Annotated in this window: 18 protein-coding genes; 12 read left to right on the top strand and 6 right to left on the bottom strand. The window is 42.1% G+C overall.

Annotation, left to right across the window (positions count from 1 at the left end; all coding sequences use genetic code 11):
* Nucleotides 1–7: 7 nt before the first annotated feature.
* From QM873_RS07820 to QM873_RS07785, 8 genes are all read left to right on the top strand, one after another.
* Nucleotides 8–88 (top strand): IS3 family transposase, encoded by an 81-nt coding sequence (locus tag QM873_RS07820; protein ID WP_414279120.1) that lies wholly within the window; start codon nt 8–10, stop codon nt 86–88.
* A gap of 125 nt (nt 89–213) precedes the next feature.
* Complete coding sequence (gene glpK, locus QM873_RS07815; RefSeq protein ID WP_195327083.1) at nt 214–1,722, top strand: glycerol kinase GlpK; 1,509 nt, start codon at nt 214–216, stop codon at nt 1,720–1,722.
* 33 nt (nt 1,723–1,755) lie between these two features.
* On the top strand, nt 1,756–3,582 hold the full coding sequence (glpO, locus tag QM873_RS07810; protein ID WP_195327084.1) for a type 1 glycerol-3-phosphate oxidase: 1,827 nt from the start codon (nt 1,756–1,758) through the stop codon (nt 3,580–3,582).
* Nucleotides 3,583–3,651: 69 nt separating this feature from the next.
* Entirely contained in the window at nt 3,652–4,353 is a 702-nt protein-coding gene (locus QM873_RS07805) for an MIP/aquaporin family protein (protein ID WP_155171704.1), read from the top strand.
* Between the two features lie 667 nt (nt 4,354–5,020).
* Nucleotides 5,021–5,785, top strand: a complete 765-nt coding sequence (locus QM873_RS07800; protein WP_023023545.1) for a (S)-acetoin forming diacetyl reductase — start codon at nt 5,021–5,023, stop codon at nt 5,783–5,785.
* Nucleotides 5,786–5,959: 174 nt separating this feature from the next.
* A complete protein-coding gene (locus QM873_RS07795) occupies nt 5,960–6,562 on the top strand; it encodes a hypothetical protein (protein WP_414279116.1) in 603 nt (200 codons plus the stop codon).
* 109 nt (nt 6,563–6,671) lie between these two features.
* Complete coding sequence (locus tag QM873_RS07790; protein ID WP_023023434.1) at nt 6,672–7,307, top strand: copper homeostasis protein CutC; 636 nt, start codon at nt 6,672–6,674, stop codon at nt 7,305–7,307.
* Between the two features lie 74 nt (nt 7,308–7,381).
* Entirely contained in the window at nt 7,382–8,041 is a 660-nt protein-coding gene (locus tag QM873_RS07785) for an MmcQ/YjbR family DNA-binding protein (RefSeq protein WP_023023432.1), read from the top strand.
* A gap of 93 nt (nt 8,042–8,134) precedes the next feature.
* On the opposite strand, the gene QM873_RS07780 is transcribed toward QM873_RS07785, so the two are convergent.
* From QM873_RS07780 to QM873_RS07765, 4 genes are all read right to left on the bottom strand, one after another.
* Nucleotides 8,135–8,797, bottom strand: coding sequence for a hypothetical protein (locus QM873_RS07780; protein WP_023023430.1), 663 nt, complete (start codon nt 8,795–8,797; stop codon nt 8,135–8,137).
* 139 nt (nt 8,798–8,936) lie between these two features.
* Complete coding sequence (locus QM873_RS07775; protein ID WP_023023428.1) at nt 8,937–10,205, bottom strand: aminotransferase-like domain-containing protein; 1,269 nt, start codon at nt 10,203–10,205, stop codon at nt 8,937–8,939.
* A gap of 88 nt (nt 10,206–10,293) precedes the next feature.
* Nucleotides 10,294–10,941, bottom strand: a complete 648-nt coding sequence (trhA, locus tag QM873_RS07770) for a PAQR family membrane homeostasis protein TrhA (RefSeq protein ID WP_048788819.1) — start codon at nt 10,939–10,941, stop codon at nt 10,294–10,296.
* Nucleotides 10,942–10,943: 2 nt separating this feature from the next.
* The gene (locus QM873_RS07765; RefSeq protein ID WP_414279119.1) at nt 10,944–11,387 is read right to left on the bottom strand and encodes a DUF1836 domain-containing protein; all 444 of its coding nucleotides are present in this window, start codon (nt 11,385–11,387) and stop codon (nt 10,944–10,946) included.
* Between the two features lie 95 nt (nt 11,388–11,482).
* Here QM873_RS07765 and yaaA point away from each other — a divergent pair, with 95 nt between their 5' ends.
* Nucleotides 11,483–12,211 (top strand): peroxide stress protein YaaA, encoded by a 729-nt coding sequence (yaaA, locus tag QM873_RS07760; protein WP_414279115.1) that lies wholly within the window; start codon nt 11,483–11,485, stop codon nt 12,209–12,211.
* Nucleotides 12,212–12,327: 116 nt separating this feature from the next.
* On the opposite strand, the gene QM873_RS07755 is transcribed toward yaaA, so the two are convergent.
* The gene (locus QM873_RS07755) at nt 12,328–12,774 is read right to left on the bottom strand and encodes a MarR family winged helix-turn-helix transcriptional regulator (RefSeq protein ID WP_023026886.1); all 447 of its coding nucleotides are present in this window, start codon (nt 12,772–12,774) and stop codon (nt 12,328–12,330) included.
* 298 nt (nt 12,775–13,072) lie between these two features.
* Between QM873_RS07755 and QM873_RS07750 the strand changes: the two genes are divergently transcribed.
* Nucleotides 13,073–14,251 (top strand): pyridoxal phosphate-dependent aminotransferase, encoded by a 1,179-nt coding sequence (locus QM873_RS07750; protein WP_120701871.1) that lies wholly within the window; start codon nt 13,073–13,075, stop codon nt 14,249–14,251.
* 194 nt (nt 14,252–14,445) lie between these two features.
* On the opposite strand, the gene QM873_RS07745 is transcribed toward QM873_RS07750, so the two are convergent.
* Entirely contained in the window at nt 14,446–15,498 is a 1,053-nt protein-coding gene (locus tag QM873_RS07745) for a cell surface protein (RefSeq protein WP_120701872.1), read from the bottom strand.
* A 295-nt stretch (nt 15,499–15,793) separates the two neighbouring features.
* On the opposite strand from QM873_RS07745, the gene asnS reads away from it, so the two are divergent.
* Both asnS and QM873_RS07735 read left to right on the top strand, forming a co-directional pair.
* Complete coding sequence (asnS, locus tag QM873_RS07740) at nt 15,794–17,137, top strand: asparagine--tRNA ligase (protein WP_023023415.1); 1,344 nt, start codon at nt 15,794–15,796, stop codon at nt 17,135–17,137.
* Between the two features lie 224 nt (nt 17,138–17,361).
* Nucleotides 17,362–18,561: an MFS transporter gene (locus tag QM873_RS07735; RefSeq protein WP_414279114.1), complete on the top strand. Its 1,200-nt coding sequence runs from the start codon at nt 17,362–17,364 to the stop codon at nt 18,559–18,561.
* Nucleotides 18,562–18,586 lie beyond the last annotated feature (25 nt).

Here is an 18,586-nt window from a genome sequence, read left to right as displayed (position 1 = left end):
AAATTACATCATATTTTATAATGAAACTAGAATTCAACAGAGATTAAATGACCAGTCTCCTGTAGAGTACAGAAAACTGGTCGCATAAGAGGTTTTTTCTCTTGTCCCATTATTGGGGTGCAGTGCCGATCATGAAAGCGGTTTTTTTGTATAATAGACAATGTAAGGAGTACGTCTCCTAAAGAATATTTCTTTTTCCCAGGAGGACAGTTCATGTCACAAGAAAAATACATTATGGCCATTGATCAAGGAACAACAAGTTCTAGAGCCATCATTTTTAATAAAAAAGGAGAAAAAGTAAGCTCAAGTCAAAAAGAGTTCACGCAAATTTTCCCTCAAGCTGGTTGGGTTGAACACAATCCAAATGAAATCTGGAATTCTGTTCAGTCTGTTATCGCTGGTGCCTTTATCGAGAGTGGCATCAAACCAGGACAAATCGAAGCTATCGGAATTACCAACCAACGGGAAACAACCGTTGTTTGGGATAAGAATACTGGACTTCCAATCTACAATGCCATTGTCTGGCAGTCTCGCCAAACAGCTCCTTTAGCTGAACAGCTTAAGAGCCAAGGGTATGTCGAAAAATTCCACCAAAAAACAGGTTTGGTCATTGATGCCTACTTCTCAGCAACTAAGATTCGCTGGATCTTGGACCATGTAGAAGGAGCACAAGAACGTGCTGAAAAAGGAGAATTGCTCTTTGGAACCATCGATACTTGGTTGGTTTGGAAGTTGACAGACGGAGCTTCTCACGTAACAGACTATTCAAACGCTGCTCGTACCATGCTCTACAATATTAAAGACCTAAAATGGGACGATGAGATCTTGGAAATCCTCAATATTCCTAAGGCTATGCTTCCAGAAGTGCGTTCAAACTCTGAAATCTATGGAAAAACAGCTCCTTTCCATTTCTACGGTGGAGAAGTTCCTATCTCAGGTATGGCGGGTGACCAACAAGCAGCCCTCTTTGGACAGTTGGCCTTTGAACCAGGTATGGTCAAAAATACTTACGGTACTGGATCTTTCATCATCATGAATACAGGTGAAGAGATGCAGTTATCTGAAAATAACTTGTTAACTACCATTGGATATGGAATTAACGGGAAAGTATACTATGCCTTAGAAGGATCCATCTTTATCGCGGGTAGTGCCATTCAATGGCTTCGTGATGGTCTTCGTATGGTGGAAAACTCACCTGAATCTGAAAAATATGCGCGTGATTCTCACAACAATGATGAAGTTTATGTGGTACCGGCCTTCACAGGTCTAGGAGCACCATACTGGAATCAAAATGCTCGTGGTTCTGTCTTTGGCTTGACTCGTGGAACAACCAAAGAAGACTTTATTAAGGCGACTCTTCAATCCATTGCTTACCAAGTACGGGATATCATCGATACTATGCAGGTTGATGCTAAGACGGCTATTCAAGTCCTTAAAGTGGACGGTGGAGCAGCTATGAATAACTTCTTGATGCAGTTCCAAGCGGATATTCTTGGTATTGATATCGCTCGTGCTAAAAACTTGGAAACAACAGCTTTGGGGGCAGCCTTCCTTGCTGGCCTGTCAGTCGGCTACTGGAAAGACCTAGATGAATTGAAAGAACTCAATGCAACTAGTGAACTCTTCGAGCCTTCTATGAACGAATCTCGTAAAGAACAACTCTACAAGGGATGGAAGAAAGCTGTTAAAGCTACCCAACTCTTTGCAGAAATTGAAGACTAGTCAAGACTTCAGTAGGATAGAAAGTGAAGAATTATGGAATTTTCAAAGAAAACTCGTGAATTATCGATTAAGAAAATGCAAGAACGCACCCTGGATCTTTTGATTATCGGGGGAGGGATCACAGGTGCTGGGGTAGCCTTGCAGGCAGCAGCAAGTGGTCTTGAAACAGGTTTGATTGAAATGCAGGACTTTGCGGAAGGGACATCAAGCCGTTCAACAAAATTGGTCCACGGTGGACTTCGTTACCTCAAACAATTTGACGTAGAAGTGGTATCAGATACGGTATCAGAACGTGCAGTAGTGCAACAAATTGCTCCTCATATTCCAAAACCAGACCCAATGCTCTTACCAGTCTATGATGAAGATGGGGCAACTTTTAGCCTCTTCCGTCTCAAGGTAGCCATGGACCTCTATGACCTCTTGGCAGGTGTCAGCAATACACCAGCAGCCAACAAGGTCTTGACCAAAGAAGAAGTGTTGGCTCGTGAGCCTGAGTTGAAACAAGAAGGTCTAGTCGGAGGTGGGGTCTACCTAGACTTCCGTAACAACGATGCTCGTTTGGTGATTGAAAATATCAAACGTGCCAACCAAGATGGGGCCCTCATTGCCAACCACGTAAAAGCAGAAGGATTCCTCTTTGATGAATCTGGTAAGATTACAGGTGTAGTGGCGCGTGATCTCTTGACTGATCAAGTCTTTGAAATCAAGGCACGATTGGTGATTAATACAACTGGTCCTTGGAGCGATAAAGTGCGTAACCTCTCAAACGATGGAGAGCAGCATTCACAAATGCGTCCAACCAAGGGTGTTCACTTGGTCGTAGATTCAAGCAAGATCAAAGTTTCTCAACCAGTCTACTTTGATACTGGTCTTGGAGATGGTCGGATGGTCTTCGTCTTGCCACGTGAAAACAAAACTTACTTCGGAACGACTGACACGGACTACACTGGCGACTTAGAGCATCCAACAGTAACTCAAGAAGATGTCGACTACTTGTTAGGAATCGTGAATAACCGCTTCCCAGAAGCTCACATCACCATCGATGATATCGAAAGTAGCTGGGCTGGTCTTCGTCCGTTGATCTCAGGAAACAGTGCTTCTGACTACAATGGTGGAAACAACGGCACTATCAGTGATGAAAGCTTTAATGCTTTGATTGCAACAGTTGAAGGCTATCTTTCTAAAGAAAAATCGCGTGAAGATGTTGAATCAGCAATCAGCCACTTGGAAGGCAGCACTTCTGAAAAACATTTGGATCCATCTGCTGTTTCTCGTGGATCAAGCTTAGACCGCGATGACAATGGTCTTTTGACCCTGGCTGGTGGGAAGATTACAGACTACCGCAAGATGGCTGAAGGAGCGATGGAGCGTGTCTTGACCATTCTCAAGGAAGAATTTGACCGTCAGTTCAAATTGATCAACTCTAAGACCTATCCAGTATCAGGTGGAGAAATTAACCCAACGAACGTGGATTCTGAAATCGAAGCCTTTGCTCAACTTGGCGTATCTCGTGGCTTGGATAGCAAGGAAGCTCACTACCTAGCTAACCTATACGGTTCTAATGCACCTAAGGTCTTCGCCCTTGCTCATAGCGTGGAACAAGCACCTGGATTGAGCCTAGCAGATACCTTATCACTTCACTATGCAATGCGCAATGAATTGGCACTTAGCCCAGTTGACTTCCTTCTTCGTCGGACGAACCACATGCTCTTCATGCGAGATAGCTTAGATGCAATTGTCGAACCTGTTTTGGATGAAATGGGACGCTTCTATGAATGGTCAGAAGAAGAAAAAGCTGGCTACCGTCAAGACTTGCAAGTCGCTTTGGAAAACAATGACTTGGCAGCATTAAAAAATTAAGAAAAACAAAAAGGGGTTGGAAAGAAGAATATCTGACCGGCCCCTCTTTATAATGGAGAAATAAATCATATGAAAGAATTATTTGGTGAATTTTTAGGGACCTTAATCCTGATTCTTTTGGGAAATGGGGTTGTAGCAGGAGTGGTTCTTCCGAAAACGAAGAGCCATAACTCAGGTTGGATCGTCATTACTCTTGGTTGGGGGATTGCAGTTGCAGTGGCAGCCTTTATCTCTGGCAAGTTAAGTCCGGCACATTTGAATCCAGCGGTGACAATTGGGGTTGCTCTTAATGGTGGACTAGCTTGGGCATCTGTGATTCCTTATATCATCGCTCAATTCGCTGGAGCCATGGTAGGGCAAGTCCTTGTCTGGTTACAGTTCAAACCGCATTACCTAGCAGAAGAAAATCCTGGAAATATCCTTGCAACCTTCAGTACAGGTCCAGCTATCAAAGACACTACTTCCAATCTAATCAGTGAAATCCTTGGAACCTTTGTTTTGCTATTGACCATCTTTGCACTTGGTCTTTATGACCTTCAAGCAGGACTTGGTACTTTTGCCGTTGGTACCTTGATTGCAGGGATTGGTTTGTCTCTCGGTGGAACTACAGGCTGCGCTCTCAACCCAGCTCGTGACCTAGGACCTCGTATCATGCACAGCCTCCTTCCTATTCCTAACAAAGGAGATGGTGACTGGGGTTACGCTTGGATCCCAGTAGTTGGTCCAATCATCGGTGCAGTACTTGCAGTAGCAGTCTTTAAAATGTTTTAAAAAATGAAAGAGGCTGGGACAAAAGTCCTAGCCTCTCAATTGTCTTTGGATTATCGAGCAAGACGCAGTGGTTGAGTGGGCTCTACCACGCTGATTTCATCAGCTTTTACAGCCCTACTCAACTGTGAGGAGGTGGGACGACGAAATCGAATTCTAACGAATTACCGATTTCTGTCCCACTCTCTTTTAAAATACTGTATCAGATAAAGAGAGCTTTGTACGTTCTAACTTAAAACAAGCTATAAGAAATGTAAAACGCAATAAAGAAAATAATGATCGCAATAATGTATTGAACTGGTTTAGGTAGGTTATTCAATTTATCCATGAATTCTTTCATTGTTAGATCTCCTTATTATTTGATTGTCTTATAATTAGTGTAGCATGAAATAAGGCCCAAAACAATAGGCAATAGGAGTGTTTTTGTCAAGATATAAAACCCTTTTCAAAATTATTATAATCAGTTAATCTATTACTAAATAAAGATAAGATAGATTGTAAAATACTTTAGAAAATAACAGGCTAGAGTTTGACACTTTTTTCACAAAGGAGTATACTGTTAGCATAGTTTTGGAAGGAACTTATGATAGATTCACCCAAAACTGACTGTCAACCTTTGCTGTTCTTCTATGAACGTTTGCTGGTATCGGGGATACCAAGGAGGAATCATATGTCTAAAGTAGCTATTGTCACAGGTGCAGGTCAAGGGATCGGTTTTGCGATTGCAAAACGATTGGTACAAGATGGCTTCAAGGTCGGAGTCTTAGACTACAATGCTGAGACAGCAGAAAAAGCAGTAGCTGAGTTATCAGCAGAGAATGCTTTTGCGGTCGTTGCTGATGTCTCCAAACAAGCTGAAGTGGCTGCAGCTTTCCAAAAAGTTGTGGATCATTTCGGAGATTTAAATGTTGTCGTTAACAACGCTGGTGTTGCTCCAACTACACCACTTGATACGATTACAGAAGAACAATTTGAACGCACTTTTGCCATCAACGTTGGTGGTGTCATCTGGGGTGCTCAAGCTGCACAAGCTCAATTCAAGGCGCTTGGCCATGGCGGAAAAATCATCAATGCAACTTCACAAGCAGGTGTTGTAGGTAACCCTAACTTGACTGTCTATGGTGGTACTAAGTTTGCAGTTCGTGGTATCACTCAAACTTTGGCACGTGACTTGGCTGATTCAGGTATTACTGTCAATGCGTATGCACCTGGTATCGTTAAGACTCCAATGATGTATGATATCGCTCATGAAGTTGGTAAGAACGCTGGTAAAGATGACGAATGGGGTATGCAAACTTTCGCTAAAGATATTACCCTTAAACGTTTGTCCGAACCCGAAGATGTCGCTGCAGCGGTTAGCTTCCTTGCTGGTCCTGATTCAAACTACATTACAGGACAAACCATCATCGTGGATGGTGGGATGCAATTCCATTAACATTCAAATAGGGGTTGGGATTTTTTCCACCTCTTTTCTTATGTGCACCTTATTCCTCTCGTTCGCTTTTTTTGAAAAATTAGGGTAGAATAGAAGTCGTATTTTAAAAAGAATAGATCAATAGTGATAGAGGTGAATTCTCTTCTATCCATCAAAACGAAAAGAGGTGACCATATGTGGAAATGGATCAAACGACTCATCGGACTGACCTTCCTCCTAGTTATTGTCTTAGCAGTTTTCTTGATACCAGCAAAGGTTTCGACTCAAGAGCAATTTAAAAATGTAACAGTGAATACTTCGCTGGTAGATCTGGCTCAAGAAGGCTTCTCTACAGCAGACGTGACTGCTTCTGGCCTGCAAACAGAGCTTCAACTGAATTCTCCTCAATTGCGCCAAGTTATTAAATCCATGGCAGGGGAAATGACAGATGAAACTCTCCTCAATACAGCAGTTGCTATGAATGGAGAGTATATCAATGTTCAGGTTCCGATTGAACTGGGACCGGTGGAAACCATGGTGAGCATGGACTTTTCAGCTAGTGTGACGGATCAACAATTGACCTTGAACCTAGAACGGGCCCGTCTTGGACATCTGCCGATTCCACGTAGCTTGGTTGCTTCAAGGATTGCTGAAAAAGTTAACCAAGAGGGCACAGGAGCTACTATGATAGGGAATCAAATCAAATTGACCATGCCGACAAGTGGCTACCGAATCCATTCTGCGAAGGTCGAAAAAGGGAACATGGTATTACAGATTATTGTTCCAATTTCCTATTAAGCATCAACCATTGGTTTCTGATGAGGCTGATGGTTTTTCTAATTGACAAAGAAATGAAAAAAGAGTAAGGTAGAACAAGAAAACGATTTCAAATACAGGGAGATTTAGGATGCCGTTATATGAATTTTGTGCAGAGAACATAACACTGTTAGAGAAGGCTTTTCAAGCAGGAGCGCGTCGTGTAGAATTATGTGATAACTTAGCGGTTGGAGGTACGACTCCAAGCTATGGTGTGATCAAAGAGGCTGTGAAGCTTGCTAAAGATTATCAGGCAAAGGTCATCGTTATGATTCGTCCACGAGGTGGAGATTTTGTATACTCTGAGCAAGAGCTAGACATAATGTTAGAAGACTGGAAAATTGCCCGTGACCTGGGTGTTGATGGTTTAGCTGTTGGGGCTTTGACTGCTGACAATCAGCTGGATAAAGATGCCATGCTTCGTTTCATCGAAGCCAGTCAAGGATTTGAATTGACCATGCATATGGCATTTGACCAGATTCCTTTAGAAGATCAAGCTGCGAGTATCGAGTGGATGAAGAAAGTAGGCGTGACGAGACTATTAACAAGAGCCGGCAGTCCAGAAACAGACTTAGAACAACGGTTGCAACGCTACGAAGAGTATGCCCAGCTTGCAGATCGCCAGTTAGAAATCTTGGCAGGTGGAGGAGTCTCTTTGGAGAATCGTCAGCTTTTCCTTGATGTTCCAGGGGTGGATCAGGTCCATGGAACTCGTGTTGTCTTTTAAAGATATATGAGTTGAGGAAGAAATCTCAGCTCTTTTTTCTTGATTTTTGGTATACTGGAGGAAAGGAGTAGTACGTGTTTTTACCAGATTATTTTGAGAAATACAGTATAGACAATGAAAAAGCTCTAGCTTATGGGTTTTCAAAGCAGGGAGAGAAGTTTCACTATGATCAACAGATCCTGGATGGAGACTTCAAACTTTATGTGACTGTCCAAAGTAAGCAAGTGCATTTTTGGCTAGTGGATCAGGAGACAGGCGACGACTATGTGCAGCTTCATATGGACCAGATGGTTGGTCAATATGTTGGCCAAGTCAGAGAAGCTTGCCAGCAGGCCTTAGAGGATATCAGAAGCTCCTGTTTTGCTGTCAAAGATTTTTTGTATCCTCAGACCAAGCGCTTGGTGGATTGGATCAGCCGGCAATATGACCGTCCTATCGAATACCTCTGGGACCGTTCTCCGGACTCGGGCGTCTTCCGTCATCAAAAGGATCTCAAATGGTTTGGCGTCTTGATGAAGATAGACTGGTCCAAGCTAGATGCGAGGCAGGAAGGGAAGATTGAGGTCTTAAATCTTAAACAGGATCATGTCAGCCAACTCTTAGAAGAACCCCATTTCTATCCGGCTTATCATATGAACAAGAAGTACTGGATCAGCATTCCCTTGGATGGTCGAGTGGAGGATGATCTTCTCTTTGAGCTTGTGGCTAAGAGCTGGGCCCTGACTAAGAAGTAAGGGTTTAACCCAATTGATTTGTGAAAGTGAATAAAACATAAAAAAGAATGTTGAGGGTCAACATTCTTTTTTTTATTAGAGAATTTCCTGTCCTTATTGCTCTTTGGTCAATGAGAAGTGGAAATCTCTGTAATTGCTATAGTCAAATTCTGTATTGATATCTGTTGTGAAGGCTATCGGAGTATAATGACCTTCCTCAAGGATAAATCCTGGTTTGAAGCGGAAATTTGCTACTCCTAAACCAGTAATACCAGGAAGAAGAGCATCTGCGCCATTAAGACCTTCTGACTCCCAGTAATAGACATTACCAGATGCTTGAATAGCTCTTGCAGTATAGGTGGCTGTGCGGGTTGGTTCACTATCATTTTTAAAGCTAACGACAGTTGTAATATCTCCATTAGCTTCAATAGTCATTTTGATGCTATCCGCCTGAGGGCTAGATCCTACCCAAGTGCCGACAAGTGCTGCAGGAACAACTGCTTGATCAGTTGAAGATGTATCTTCTGCCTTGTTCGGTTCAGTTGAAGCTGACGGGTTACTTGCCTGACTTGAAGGAGTAGTATTTTCTTTTGCTTGAGAAGAAGAAACTGTAGCTTTTTTATTTAAGCTAGCTTTTGGTTTTTTCTCAACTTTTGAGCTAGAAGCTTTTTCGGATGAGGAAGTTGTTTTATCTTTTGAGCCACACCCTCCCAAAGCAAGTCCAAGTGATGCAGCCACAAGAGAGGCTGCAGTCCAACGAATCAAAGATCGTTTCATAATATCACCTCTTTATCTTTCTGACTTAGATTATACTCCTATTGTTACAGATGTCAAGTGATTTTTGTAATAAATGTAATATTTTCGTAACATAGTTTTGTATATAAAATTACTCAAGAAATAGAAGGGTGGGATTGAATCATAGATAAGCGATAATTTGGGGTAAAACCTCTTCCAGTTTGTCCTGATTGATACGGGCAAAGGCATAGGGACAGCTTTGAATATAGGCAGATTCGAAGAAGTGGAGAGGGAGACCGCTATGTTTCAGTCGAGCGACCGAAGGGACCTGTCTTAAATCTAGTAAGACTCCTCCAATGACCGGCCATACAGGGACGGATAGGGAATGTTGCTGGAGTAGGGAAGAAGCTTGCTCTTTTTGGATGAATTGCTGTTGGTGCAGAAGCTCTTTGTTTTTTGCAAACATGCCATTATCAATATAGAGGCTCAAGGCCTTCTGCATGACCAAGTTACTTTCGTAGTCGAGTGTACCCTTGAGTTTTAAGACAGGGGCAAGAAGAGCTTGGGGCAGGACCATAGAAGTGATGCGGAGGGCAGAAAAGAGGCTGGTAGAAAAGGACTTGATGTAGATGACCCGGTCAGATGCATCCAGATAATGAAAGCTAGGAGAAAAATGTGGATCATAATCTCCCAAGTAATCGTCCTCGACAATATAGACATCATAGAGTTCTGCTAAGGCCAAAATCTGTTCCTTCTCTTGTTTGCTATAACTATGTCCCAGAGGATAATGGTAGCGGGGAATGGTATAGAAAAATTTGATCCTGCCACTTTTGAAAATGGCTTCCAGTTGGTCAAAGTCAATTCCTTGAGGCAAGCGATTGATGCTTTGATAAGGTAAGTCTTGCTCCTGAATTAATTTATTGATGCGGTAATAGGTTGGTTGCTCTACTAGGATTTCTTCTTTTTGGTTTGGGAAGGCGACCTGGCTTAGGAGGTAGAGGGCTTGCTGGGTTCCTGAGGTGATAACGATTTGTTGCTCCTGGGTATAAATCGCATCTTCTCGCAGGAGAGAAGCAATAGATTGACGGAGATCGACAAGACCTTCTTGTTTTTCATAGTAGTTGAAGAGGTAATTATCACGACCGACAAGGGTTTCGTTGATACAAGTCCGAAAGTCTTCAAAGGCCTGGAAGCGATCTTCCTTGAGGCGAAGAGGCAGGTCGGTATGCTTTCCAGTCTCTTCCTCCAGGACATAATAGCCGCTTTGGGGCTTAGCATAGATATAGTTCTTGTAGCTGAGCTCGAGCAGGGCCCGTTGGACGGTATCCTTACTGCAGGCATACTGACTGGCTAGTTGGCGAACGGAAGGCAGGCGGTCTCCAGTTTTTAGGATCCCCTGGTCAATCTGGTTTTTCAATGTAGTAAAAATCTTTTGGTATTTGGTTGTCATAACTGTCCCCGTACAATTTTTCTTTATTGTAGTCAATTGGGTGTAAAAAAGCAACTAAAAAGTGACTCCCTATAAGAGAGTCACTGTCTTACATGACATACACAATCGCGATATATTGGAGAGCAGAAGCGGCTAAGATGAAGAGGTGCCAAATCATATGGAAATAAGGTTTCTTTTTGGCGTAAAATCCAGCTCCAACTGTGTAACATAGGCCACCCATCAGCATCAAGCCCCAGAAGGTTGGACTTGTCTGGCTGATGATTTGAGGGATAATGAAAATCACCAACCATCCCATAATCAAATAGAGGGCCAAGCTGAATTTTTCATTTACCTTCTTAGCAAAAATCTTATAAAGAATTCCGAAGATAGTCGTCCCCCATTGAATCAGGATAATGGCATAGCCGAACCAGTTGTTCATGAGAGAAAGGACGACGGGTGTGTAGCTACCTGCAATGGCAATATAAATCATGGAGTGATCGATGATCCGTAGGACATACTTCTGAGGTGAGTCATAGGCCATGGCATGGTAGATGGTCGATGAGAGAAACATGAGAAAGAGACTGATGACAAAAATCGAAGTCCCGACAGCTGCTAAAGTCCCATGTGTTTCATAACTATAAATAGCAGAAGTTGGAAGGAGAAAGAGCATCAAAACAGCCCCGACGGCATGGGTGACACTATTAGCGATTTCTTCTCCAAAGGATAATCGTTTACTTAATTTACTAGCATAATTCACTTTTATTTTTCCTCCTCAGAATGAACATGGATATAGGATAGGGTTTCTTGGTAGAGTAGCACGGTACGACAGGCAGATCCGATAATGGGTGCTAAAGGTTCTTTCTCTTCATGAAGAAAGTCTACAAAACTATTATAGAGGTCTGCGGAGTTGGCTTGACTCTGCAAGAGGTTCAAGGTAGCTGCGATCTCTTGAATTGAAAAAACCGTCTTTAAGGTCGTAATAGCAATGAGACGGGCAACCTGCTGTCGCTTGTATTTCTTCTTATCTGGTTTTGGCAGGTAGCCGTGTTTAACGTAATTATTGACCATGGAAGCCGTCAAGCCCTTGTCTGTTTCTGAGATAAAAGGCGCACAAACCTTATTGACATAGAGGAGGACTTGGTCCAAATAAAGATCAATATCAGGAATTTCTTCCCACTTGGGATAACTGTAGTTGTATAAAATGGTTATTACCTCTTTGTTATCTAGTTTTAACAACTAGATGATAACATGATGCTGATTTTATGTCAAGCGAAAATGAAATATGGTACAATAAATCTATGAAAATATTAATTCCAACAGCAAAAGAAATGAATCTGGATACCCCAGAAAAAACGGATCATCCTGTATCAAATGAGACACAAGCGGTCATCGATGCCTTAGCTGCATTATCTCTAGAAGAGTTAGCTTCACTTTATAAGATTTCTGAAGAACGAGCAAGTGAAGAAGAGCAACGGATTCAAGCGCTCAAGTCGGGTACAGCTAAGACCTATCCAGCTTTGAAGCTCTTCGACGGCCTCATGTACCGGAATATCCGCCGTACGGACTGGACAGAAGCAGAAGTTGCTTATGTACAAAACCATCTCTTGATTACCTCAGCTCTTTATGGGGTGATTCCAGCCCTTACTCCGATTGCTCCTCATCGTTTGGACTTTCTCATGAAGCTCAAGGTCCAGGGGAAATCCTTAAAGACCTTTTGGAAGGCTGTCTATGATCAAGCTCTTCAGGAGGAAGAACTGATTATTTCATTGCTATCCAGTGAGTTTGAAACCGTCTTTTCTAAGGAGATCCAAGATCGGATGGTGACCTTTAAATTTCTAGAAGAGAAAAATGGTCAGTTGAAGGTTCATTCGACCATTTCTAAGAAAGCGCGTGGGGCTTTTGTGACAGCCTTACTAGAGAATCAGATCACGAAGGTCGAAGAGATGAAGCGGTTAAGCTTTAATGGATTTACTTACCAAGCTGATTTATCGACTGAAAAACAATTAGTCTTTGTGAAATATGAGTAAAATAGAAGGTACTAGTCAACAGAGACTAGTACTTTTTTTCAAGAATCAAAAAACGTGTTCATAGCTGGCAACTGTAGTTAGTTGGCTATGAACACGACTAATTGAATGGTTAGAATTTAGTGGGAGCCCTTTAATTTTTTCAGAAGAGTTTGAAGTTGTTTTTGCTCTTCTTCGCTAAAGACACCCATGACTTTTTGAACATTACGTATATGATCAGGAAGAACTTCGATAATTTTTTTACGGCCCTTTTCTGTCAAAGAAACGATACAAGCACGACGGTCATCTGGATCGATTTCGCGCTTGATCCATCCATCACGCACCATATTTCGAATCACGACGGTCATATTTCCAGAGGTCGCTAAAATACTGTCAATCAGGTTCTGGATACGGAGATCCCCCTTACTGTACAAGGTTTCCAAAACGGAAAACTGAGTAGGGGTCAACTGATGATCCTTAAAGACATGAGACTCTGCTGCACGAAAAGTCCGTTCCGCCTTGTGAAAGACAATCATGGTTTTTAATTCTGTTTGGGCTTCTTCAAATAGTTTTTCTAAATTCTTCATACTATCATTTTAGCAATAAATAGTATTAGACGCTATTAAGCCTTAATATCAAATAGATTACAGGCGGGTGACAAGATAATGGATTTATCAACAGAAGAAAAAATGACTGTTAACTTTAGTGTCAAATTATTTTTTTGTCGAATAGTAAGGAGTAGTAAAGTTTCTTTGAATCCTTAGTAAAATCTTGCTCCAAGTCTAATCTATGGTGTATAATATAGGTATTGTAGACAGTTTCTGGTAGAGTCTAAGTCTAAATTGGTTCGTCTGGAACTAGTCCCAGATAGAAAGTAGGTAAGGTATGAAAATTTCTGATCGTGTATTAAAGATGGAAGAAAGTGTCACCCTGGCAAGTGATGCCAAAGCAAAAAAATTAAAGGCAGAAGGAAAAGATATTCTCTTTCTAACCTTGGGCCAGCCTGATTTTCACACTCCTGAGAATATTCAAGATGCTGCAGTAGAAGCCATTCGGGATGGGCGGGCTTCCTTTTATACGGTTGCTTCCGGCCTGCCAGCATTAAAGGCTGCCGTCAATACCTATTTCGAACGCTATTATGGATATTCAGTATCACCAAACCAAGTCACTTTTGCGACTGGAGCGAAGTTCTCGCTCTATACCTTCTTTATGGCTGTGCTCAATCCAGGTGATGAGGTCATTATCCCGACACCGTACTGGGTCAGCTATGGGGACCAGGTCCTAATGGCGGAAGGGGTTCCTGTCTATGTCAAGGGGCACCAAGTCAATGATTTTAAAGTTTCCGTTGAACAATTGGAAGAAGCTCGGTCGGAAAAGACGAAGGTTTTGGTCTTGAATTCTCCATCTAACCCGACAGGTATGATTTATAGCAAGGAAGAACTCTTAGCCATTGGAAATTGGGCTGTTGAGCATGATATCCTCATCCTTGCAGATGATATCTATGGTCGCCTGGTCTATAACGGGAATGAGTTCGTTCCAATCTCAAGCTTATCCGAAGCCATTCGCAAACAAACCGTTGTCATCAACGGGGTTTCCAAAGCCTATGCCATGACTGGTTGGCGGGTTGGTTATGCGGTGGGTGACCCAGAAATCATTGCAGCCATGAGTAAGCTAACCGGTCAGACAACTTCCAATCTGACAGCTGTTTCTCAGTATGCTACGATTGAAGCCTTGACAGGTCCACAAGACTCAGTAGAGGTGATGCGTCAAGCCTTTGAGGAGCGCTTGAACACCATTTATCCTCTTTTGTGCGAAGTTCCAGGTTTTGATGTGATCAAGCCACAGGGAGCTTTCTATCTCTTCCCAAATGTCAAAAAAGCCATGGAGATGAAAGGTTATACGGATGTGACAGAGTTTGCAACTGCCATCCTGGAAGAAGTGGGAGTTGCCCTCATCACAGGTGCTGGATTTGGAGCTCCAGAGAATGTCCGTCTTAGCTATGCGACTGACTCGGAGACCCTGAAGGAAGCTGTTCGCCGCTTGCATCAATTTATGGAAAATTAAAAATTAAGAGAGTGGGACAGAAATCGGTAATTCGTTAGAATTCGATTTCGTCGTCCCACCTCCGCACAGTTGAGTAGGGCTGTAAAAGCTGATGAAATCAGCGTAGTAGAGCCCACTCAACCACTGCGTCTTGATCGACAATCCAAAGACAATTGAGAGGCTAGGACTTTTGTCCCAGCCTCTTTTCTTTAGAATTATAAGAAATCGACAGAAAGAATAGTGTTCCCTTTTTTTACAGGAACACGGGTCTTAGCCCCATTGTTGCCTTTTGGAAGGCGGAATTTCTTTACTTCTGGTGTTGAAGGTTTTGATTGAGTCTTCTTACTAACAGGTACACGTGTTTTCACTCCGTTATTTCCTTTTGGAAGACGCAGTTTTTTAACAGGTTTTTCTGGAACAGAAGGTGTTGACGGTTTCTCAACAATTGGTGTGGTGACTTCTTTATAGAAATAGGTCACAGTAACCAAGTTAGAAACATGAAGTTTGTGGGAGGTCAATTCTTCTTTGTCAGCTGATTGGAAGGTATAAGTTTTTCCATTAGCTTGGATTTGAGCGGGTGCTGTTGGTAGACCAGCTTCATAAGCCAAATCGAGGCTCCGCTCGACGCTGTTTTCTTGGGAAGGTGCAATTTCTTGTCCCTTTTCGTCTACAAAACGAGCACGTTTTACAACTTCCGGATTCAAATCGATATCATCATAGAGATGGATGACTTCAATGACGGGCGCGGTGGCAGTGCCTTTTTCAGGAGCGCTATTGTATGAAAATCCATCTTTGATATCGAGATCAGAATATCTTACTCGATACCATGTTTTTCCGTTTTCGTCTGTAACCGTTGCTGGTCCATTTCCAGAGACGTCATATTCAGTAAAAGCACGGGCATTAACTGTCTTGTATACGATATCTGTTGAAGATGCAACTGGTGAAAAGTCTGGTTTCAGAGTCCGACGACGATGGATGACACGAATTTCAGAGATTCGTGGATCAACTGGAGTCTCAGCAGGAGCTGGGGTTGATTCCTCAGCCGTCAGGCTAGCTGTTTCTTCGCTCGGAAGTGGGGATATTGTTTCATTGGTAATTGCAGTAGCTGAACTCTCTGAAATGACTGAAACAGGAGCAACCGTATCTTGTCGTTCAGAGATAGGAGCAGTGACAGGGGCTGTCTGCTCATCAGCAAAAGTGGTTGTTGCGAGACTGAGGGCTAAAACAGCTGCACACAATCCCGTGGTGAGTTGAATTTTCTTTTTCATATTTTCCTCCTTATACATACTGATAGTATAACTTGCAAGCTTTTTACTTGTCAAAAATGACTGCTATTGAGACTTAAAATGACAGGATTTTCCTTTGAAAAATCAAAATATAGGATAAAATATTTAAATCGGTTCAAGAATTTGAAAAAGTTGATTTATTTTTTTATTAAAAGTCAGTTTTCGTAAAAAAAGCCGGATTTTTAGATTGTGAGAGATAGCTATCGGCTCTTATTTGTGGTAAAATGAAAGGTGATCATGTCTTCGGACAAGTTTAACGAGAAAAGGAAGATGTATTATGACAAAACGGATTACCATCATTGAAGTTAAAGACTACGTCGGTCAAGAAGTGACTATCGGTGCTTGGGTTGCTAACAAATCAGGAAAAGGGAAAATTGCTTTCTTGCAATTGCGTGACGGGACTGCCTTCTTCCAAGGTGTAGCTTTCAAACCAAACTTTATCGAAAAATTCGGTGAAGAAGTAGGTCTTGAAAAATTTGATACCATCAAACGCTTGAGCCAAGAAACGTCTGTCTTTGTGACTGGGATTGTCAAAGAAGATGAGCGTTCAAAATTTGGTTATGAGTTGGATATTACAGACATTGAAGTCATCGGTGAATCTCAAGATTATCCAATCACTCCAAAAGAACACGGTACAGACTTCTTGATGGATAACCGCCATTTGTGGTTGCGTTCACGCAAACAAGTAGCAGTGATGCAAATTCGTAACGCAATCATTTATGCAACTTATGAGTTCTTTGACAAGAATGGCTTCATGAAATTTGATAGCCCAATCCTTTCAGGAAATGCTGCAGAAGATTCTACAGAACTTTTTGAAACAGACTACTTTGGAACACCAGCTTACTTGAGCCAATCAGGACAGCTTTATCTTGAAGCTGGGGCTATGGCTCTTGGTCGTGTCTTTGACTTTGGTCCAGTATTCCGTGCGGAGAAATCAAAAACTCGTCGTCACTTGACTGAATTCTGGATGATGGATGCGGAGTACTCATACTTGACACACGACGAGTCACTTGACTTGCAAGAAGCTTATGTTAAAGCGTTGCTTCAAGGTGTTCTAGATCGTGCTCTTCAAGCCTTGGAAACCTTGGAACGTGATACAGAGCTCTTGAAACGCTACATTGCAGAGCCATTCAAACGCATTACTTACGATGAAGCCATTGATCTTTTGCAAGAACATGAAAATGATGAAGACGCTGACTATGAACATCTAGAGCATGGAGATGATTTCGGTTCACCACACGAAACTTGGATTTCAAATCACTTTGGTGTACCAACCTTTGTGATTAACTACCCAGCAGACATCAAGGCCTTCTACATGAAACCAGTTCCTGGGAACCCAGATCGCGTGCTTTGTGCAGATTTGCTTGCACCAGAAGGTTACGGAGAAATCATCGGTGGTTCCATGCGTGAGGAAGACTACGATGCCCTTGTCGCTAAGATGGAATCACTTGGTATGGATCTTACAGAGTATGAATTCTACCTTGACCTTCGTAAATACGGTACAGTCCCACACGGTGGATTTGGTATCGGTATCGAGCGTATGGTAACCTTCGCAGCTGGAACTAAACACATCCGTGAAGCCATTCCATTCCCACGTATGTTGCACCGTATCAAACCTTAATAGCCATAAAAACGCCGTCTGGCGTTTTTATACTCTTCGAAAATAAAATTCAAACTACGTCAGCTTCACCTTGCCGTACTCAAGTACAGCCTGCGGCTAGCTTCCTAGTTTGCTCTTTGATTTTCATTGAGTATTACTTTAAATGAAAGAGGTGGAGAAAATGTAGGCAACTCTCAGTAAGTCTTTTAGAAACAGTCATACTACATATTGAAAGAGAGAAAACAATGTTTAAAAGAACTTACAAAGGCAATATTCCACTCCTAGCAGGTCTGGAATTCACATCTTATTTTGGGATTACCAGTTTTTGGATTTTATTTTTTATCCAAAATGGTCTATCCTTGCTTCAAATCGGTTTACTAGAAAGTATCTTTCATGGGACCAGTCTCTTGTGTGAAATCCCCTCTGGTATGTTGGCCGATCGATTTAGTTACAAAACCAATCTCTATTTGGCTCGCTTGGCTAGTATTGTGTCCTCTATCTTGATTTTGTTTGGTCAGGGGAGTTTTTGGATTTATGCGATTGCCATGATGGTTAATGCTTTGTCCTACAATTTTGACTCGGGGACCAGTACCGCTTTCTTATATGATTCGGCGGTTGAAGCGGGTCAAAAGGACCGATATCTTCAGATTTCTAGCTTTTTGTCTGGTGTGGCAGAAGTCACCCGAACCTTAGGTACAGTTGTGGCAGGCTTCTTTATTCACGGAGCATTGGCTTGGACCTATCTGATTGCTATTGTCCTTTCATTGCTATCCATTCTCTTGATTTTTCTAATGAAAGAGCCAGAGAGCAAGAGTGGTGAAAGAAATCACTTGACCATAAAGCGTATATTGGTGGTAGTCAAACAAGAGTGGCAGGAAAAACCAGTCTTGTTTTACTGGATGTTCACCTATCAGCTGGTAGGAACCATCATGTGTATGTTTTATTTTTACTACCAACAGAAAATCAGTGACCTAGTCAGTTGGCAAGTTTCGCTCATCATGTTGATTGGTAGTGGCTTCAATCTTCTAGCGGTTTATCTAGCTAGTCAAATTGGTAAGAAATGGAATAGCAATCAAGTCTTTCCAATTCTGGTTGCACTGACAGGTTTGTCCTTGCTTTTGGTAGGTTTGAAGACTCCATTCGCCTATCTAAGTGTTTATCTCTTGACCAATGCCCTTTATGCAGTGTATCAACCCATTTACTACAATGATTTACAAACTTATTTGCCTTCTAGTGTACGAGCAACCATGCTTAGTATCAATTCGATGATGTTTAGTTTGTCTATGATTGTGATCTTCCCACTGACTGGTTGGTTGATTGATACTTGTGGATTTGTAGCTGTTTTCCTTGTATTAGGTCTTGTGACCCTCCTATCTTTCCCTCTTTTACTGATTGGATTAGGGAAAATGGGCAAGCTATTAAATAAGGGGACAAAGATGGAATAATATTCCTGACGTACATTGGGTCGTT

It is taken from the genome of Streptococcus australis (assembly GCF_047463015.1).
In the GTDB taxonomy this organism is placed as follows: Bacteria; Bacillota; Bacilli; order Lactobacillales; family Streptococcaceae; genus Streptococcus; species Streptococcus australis_F.
This window is presented reverse-complemented; position numbering and strand designations above follow the sequence as displayed.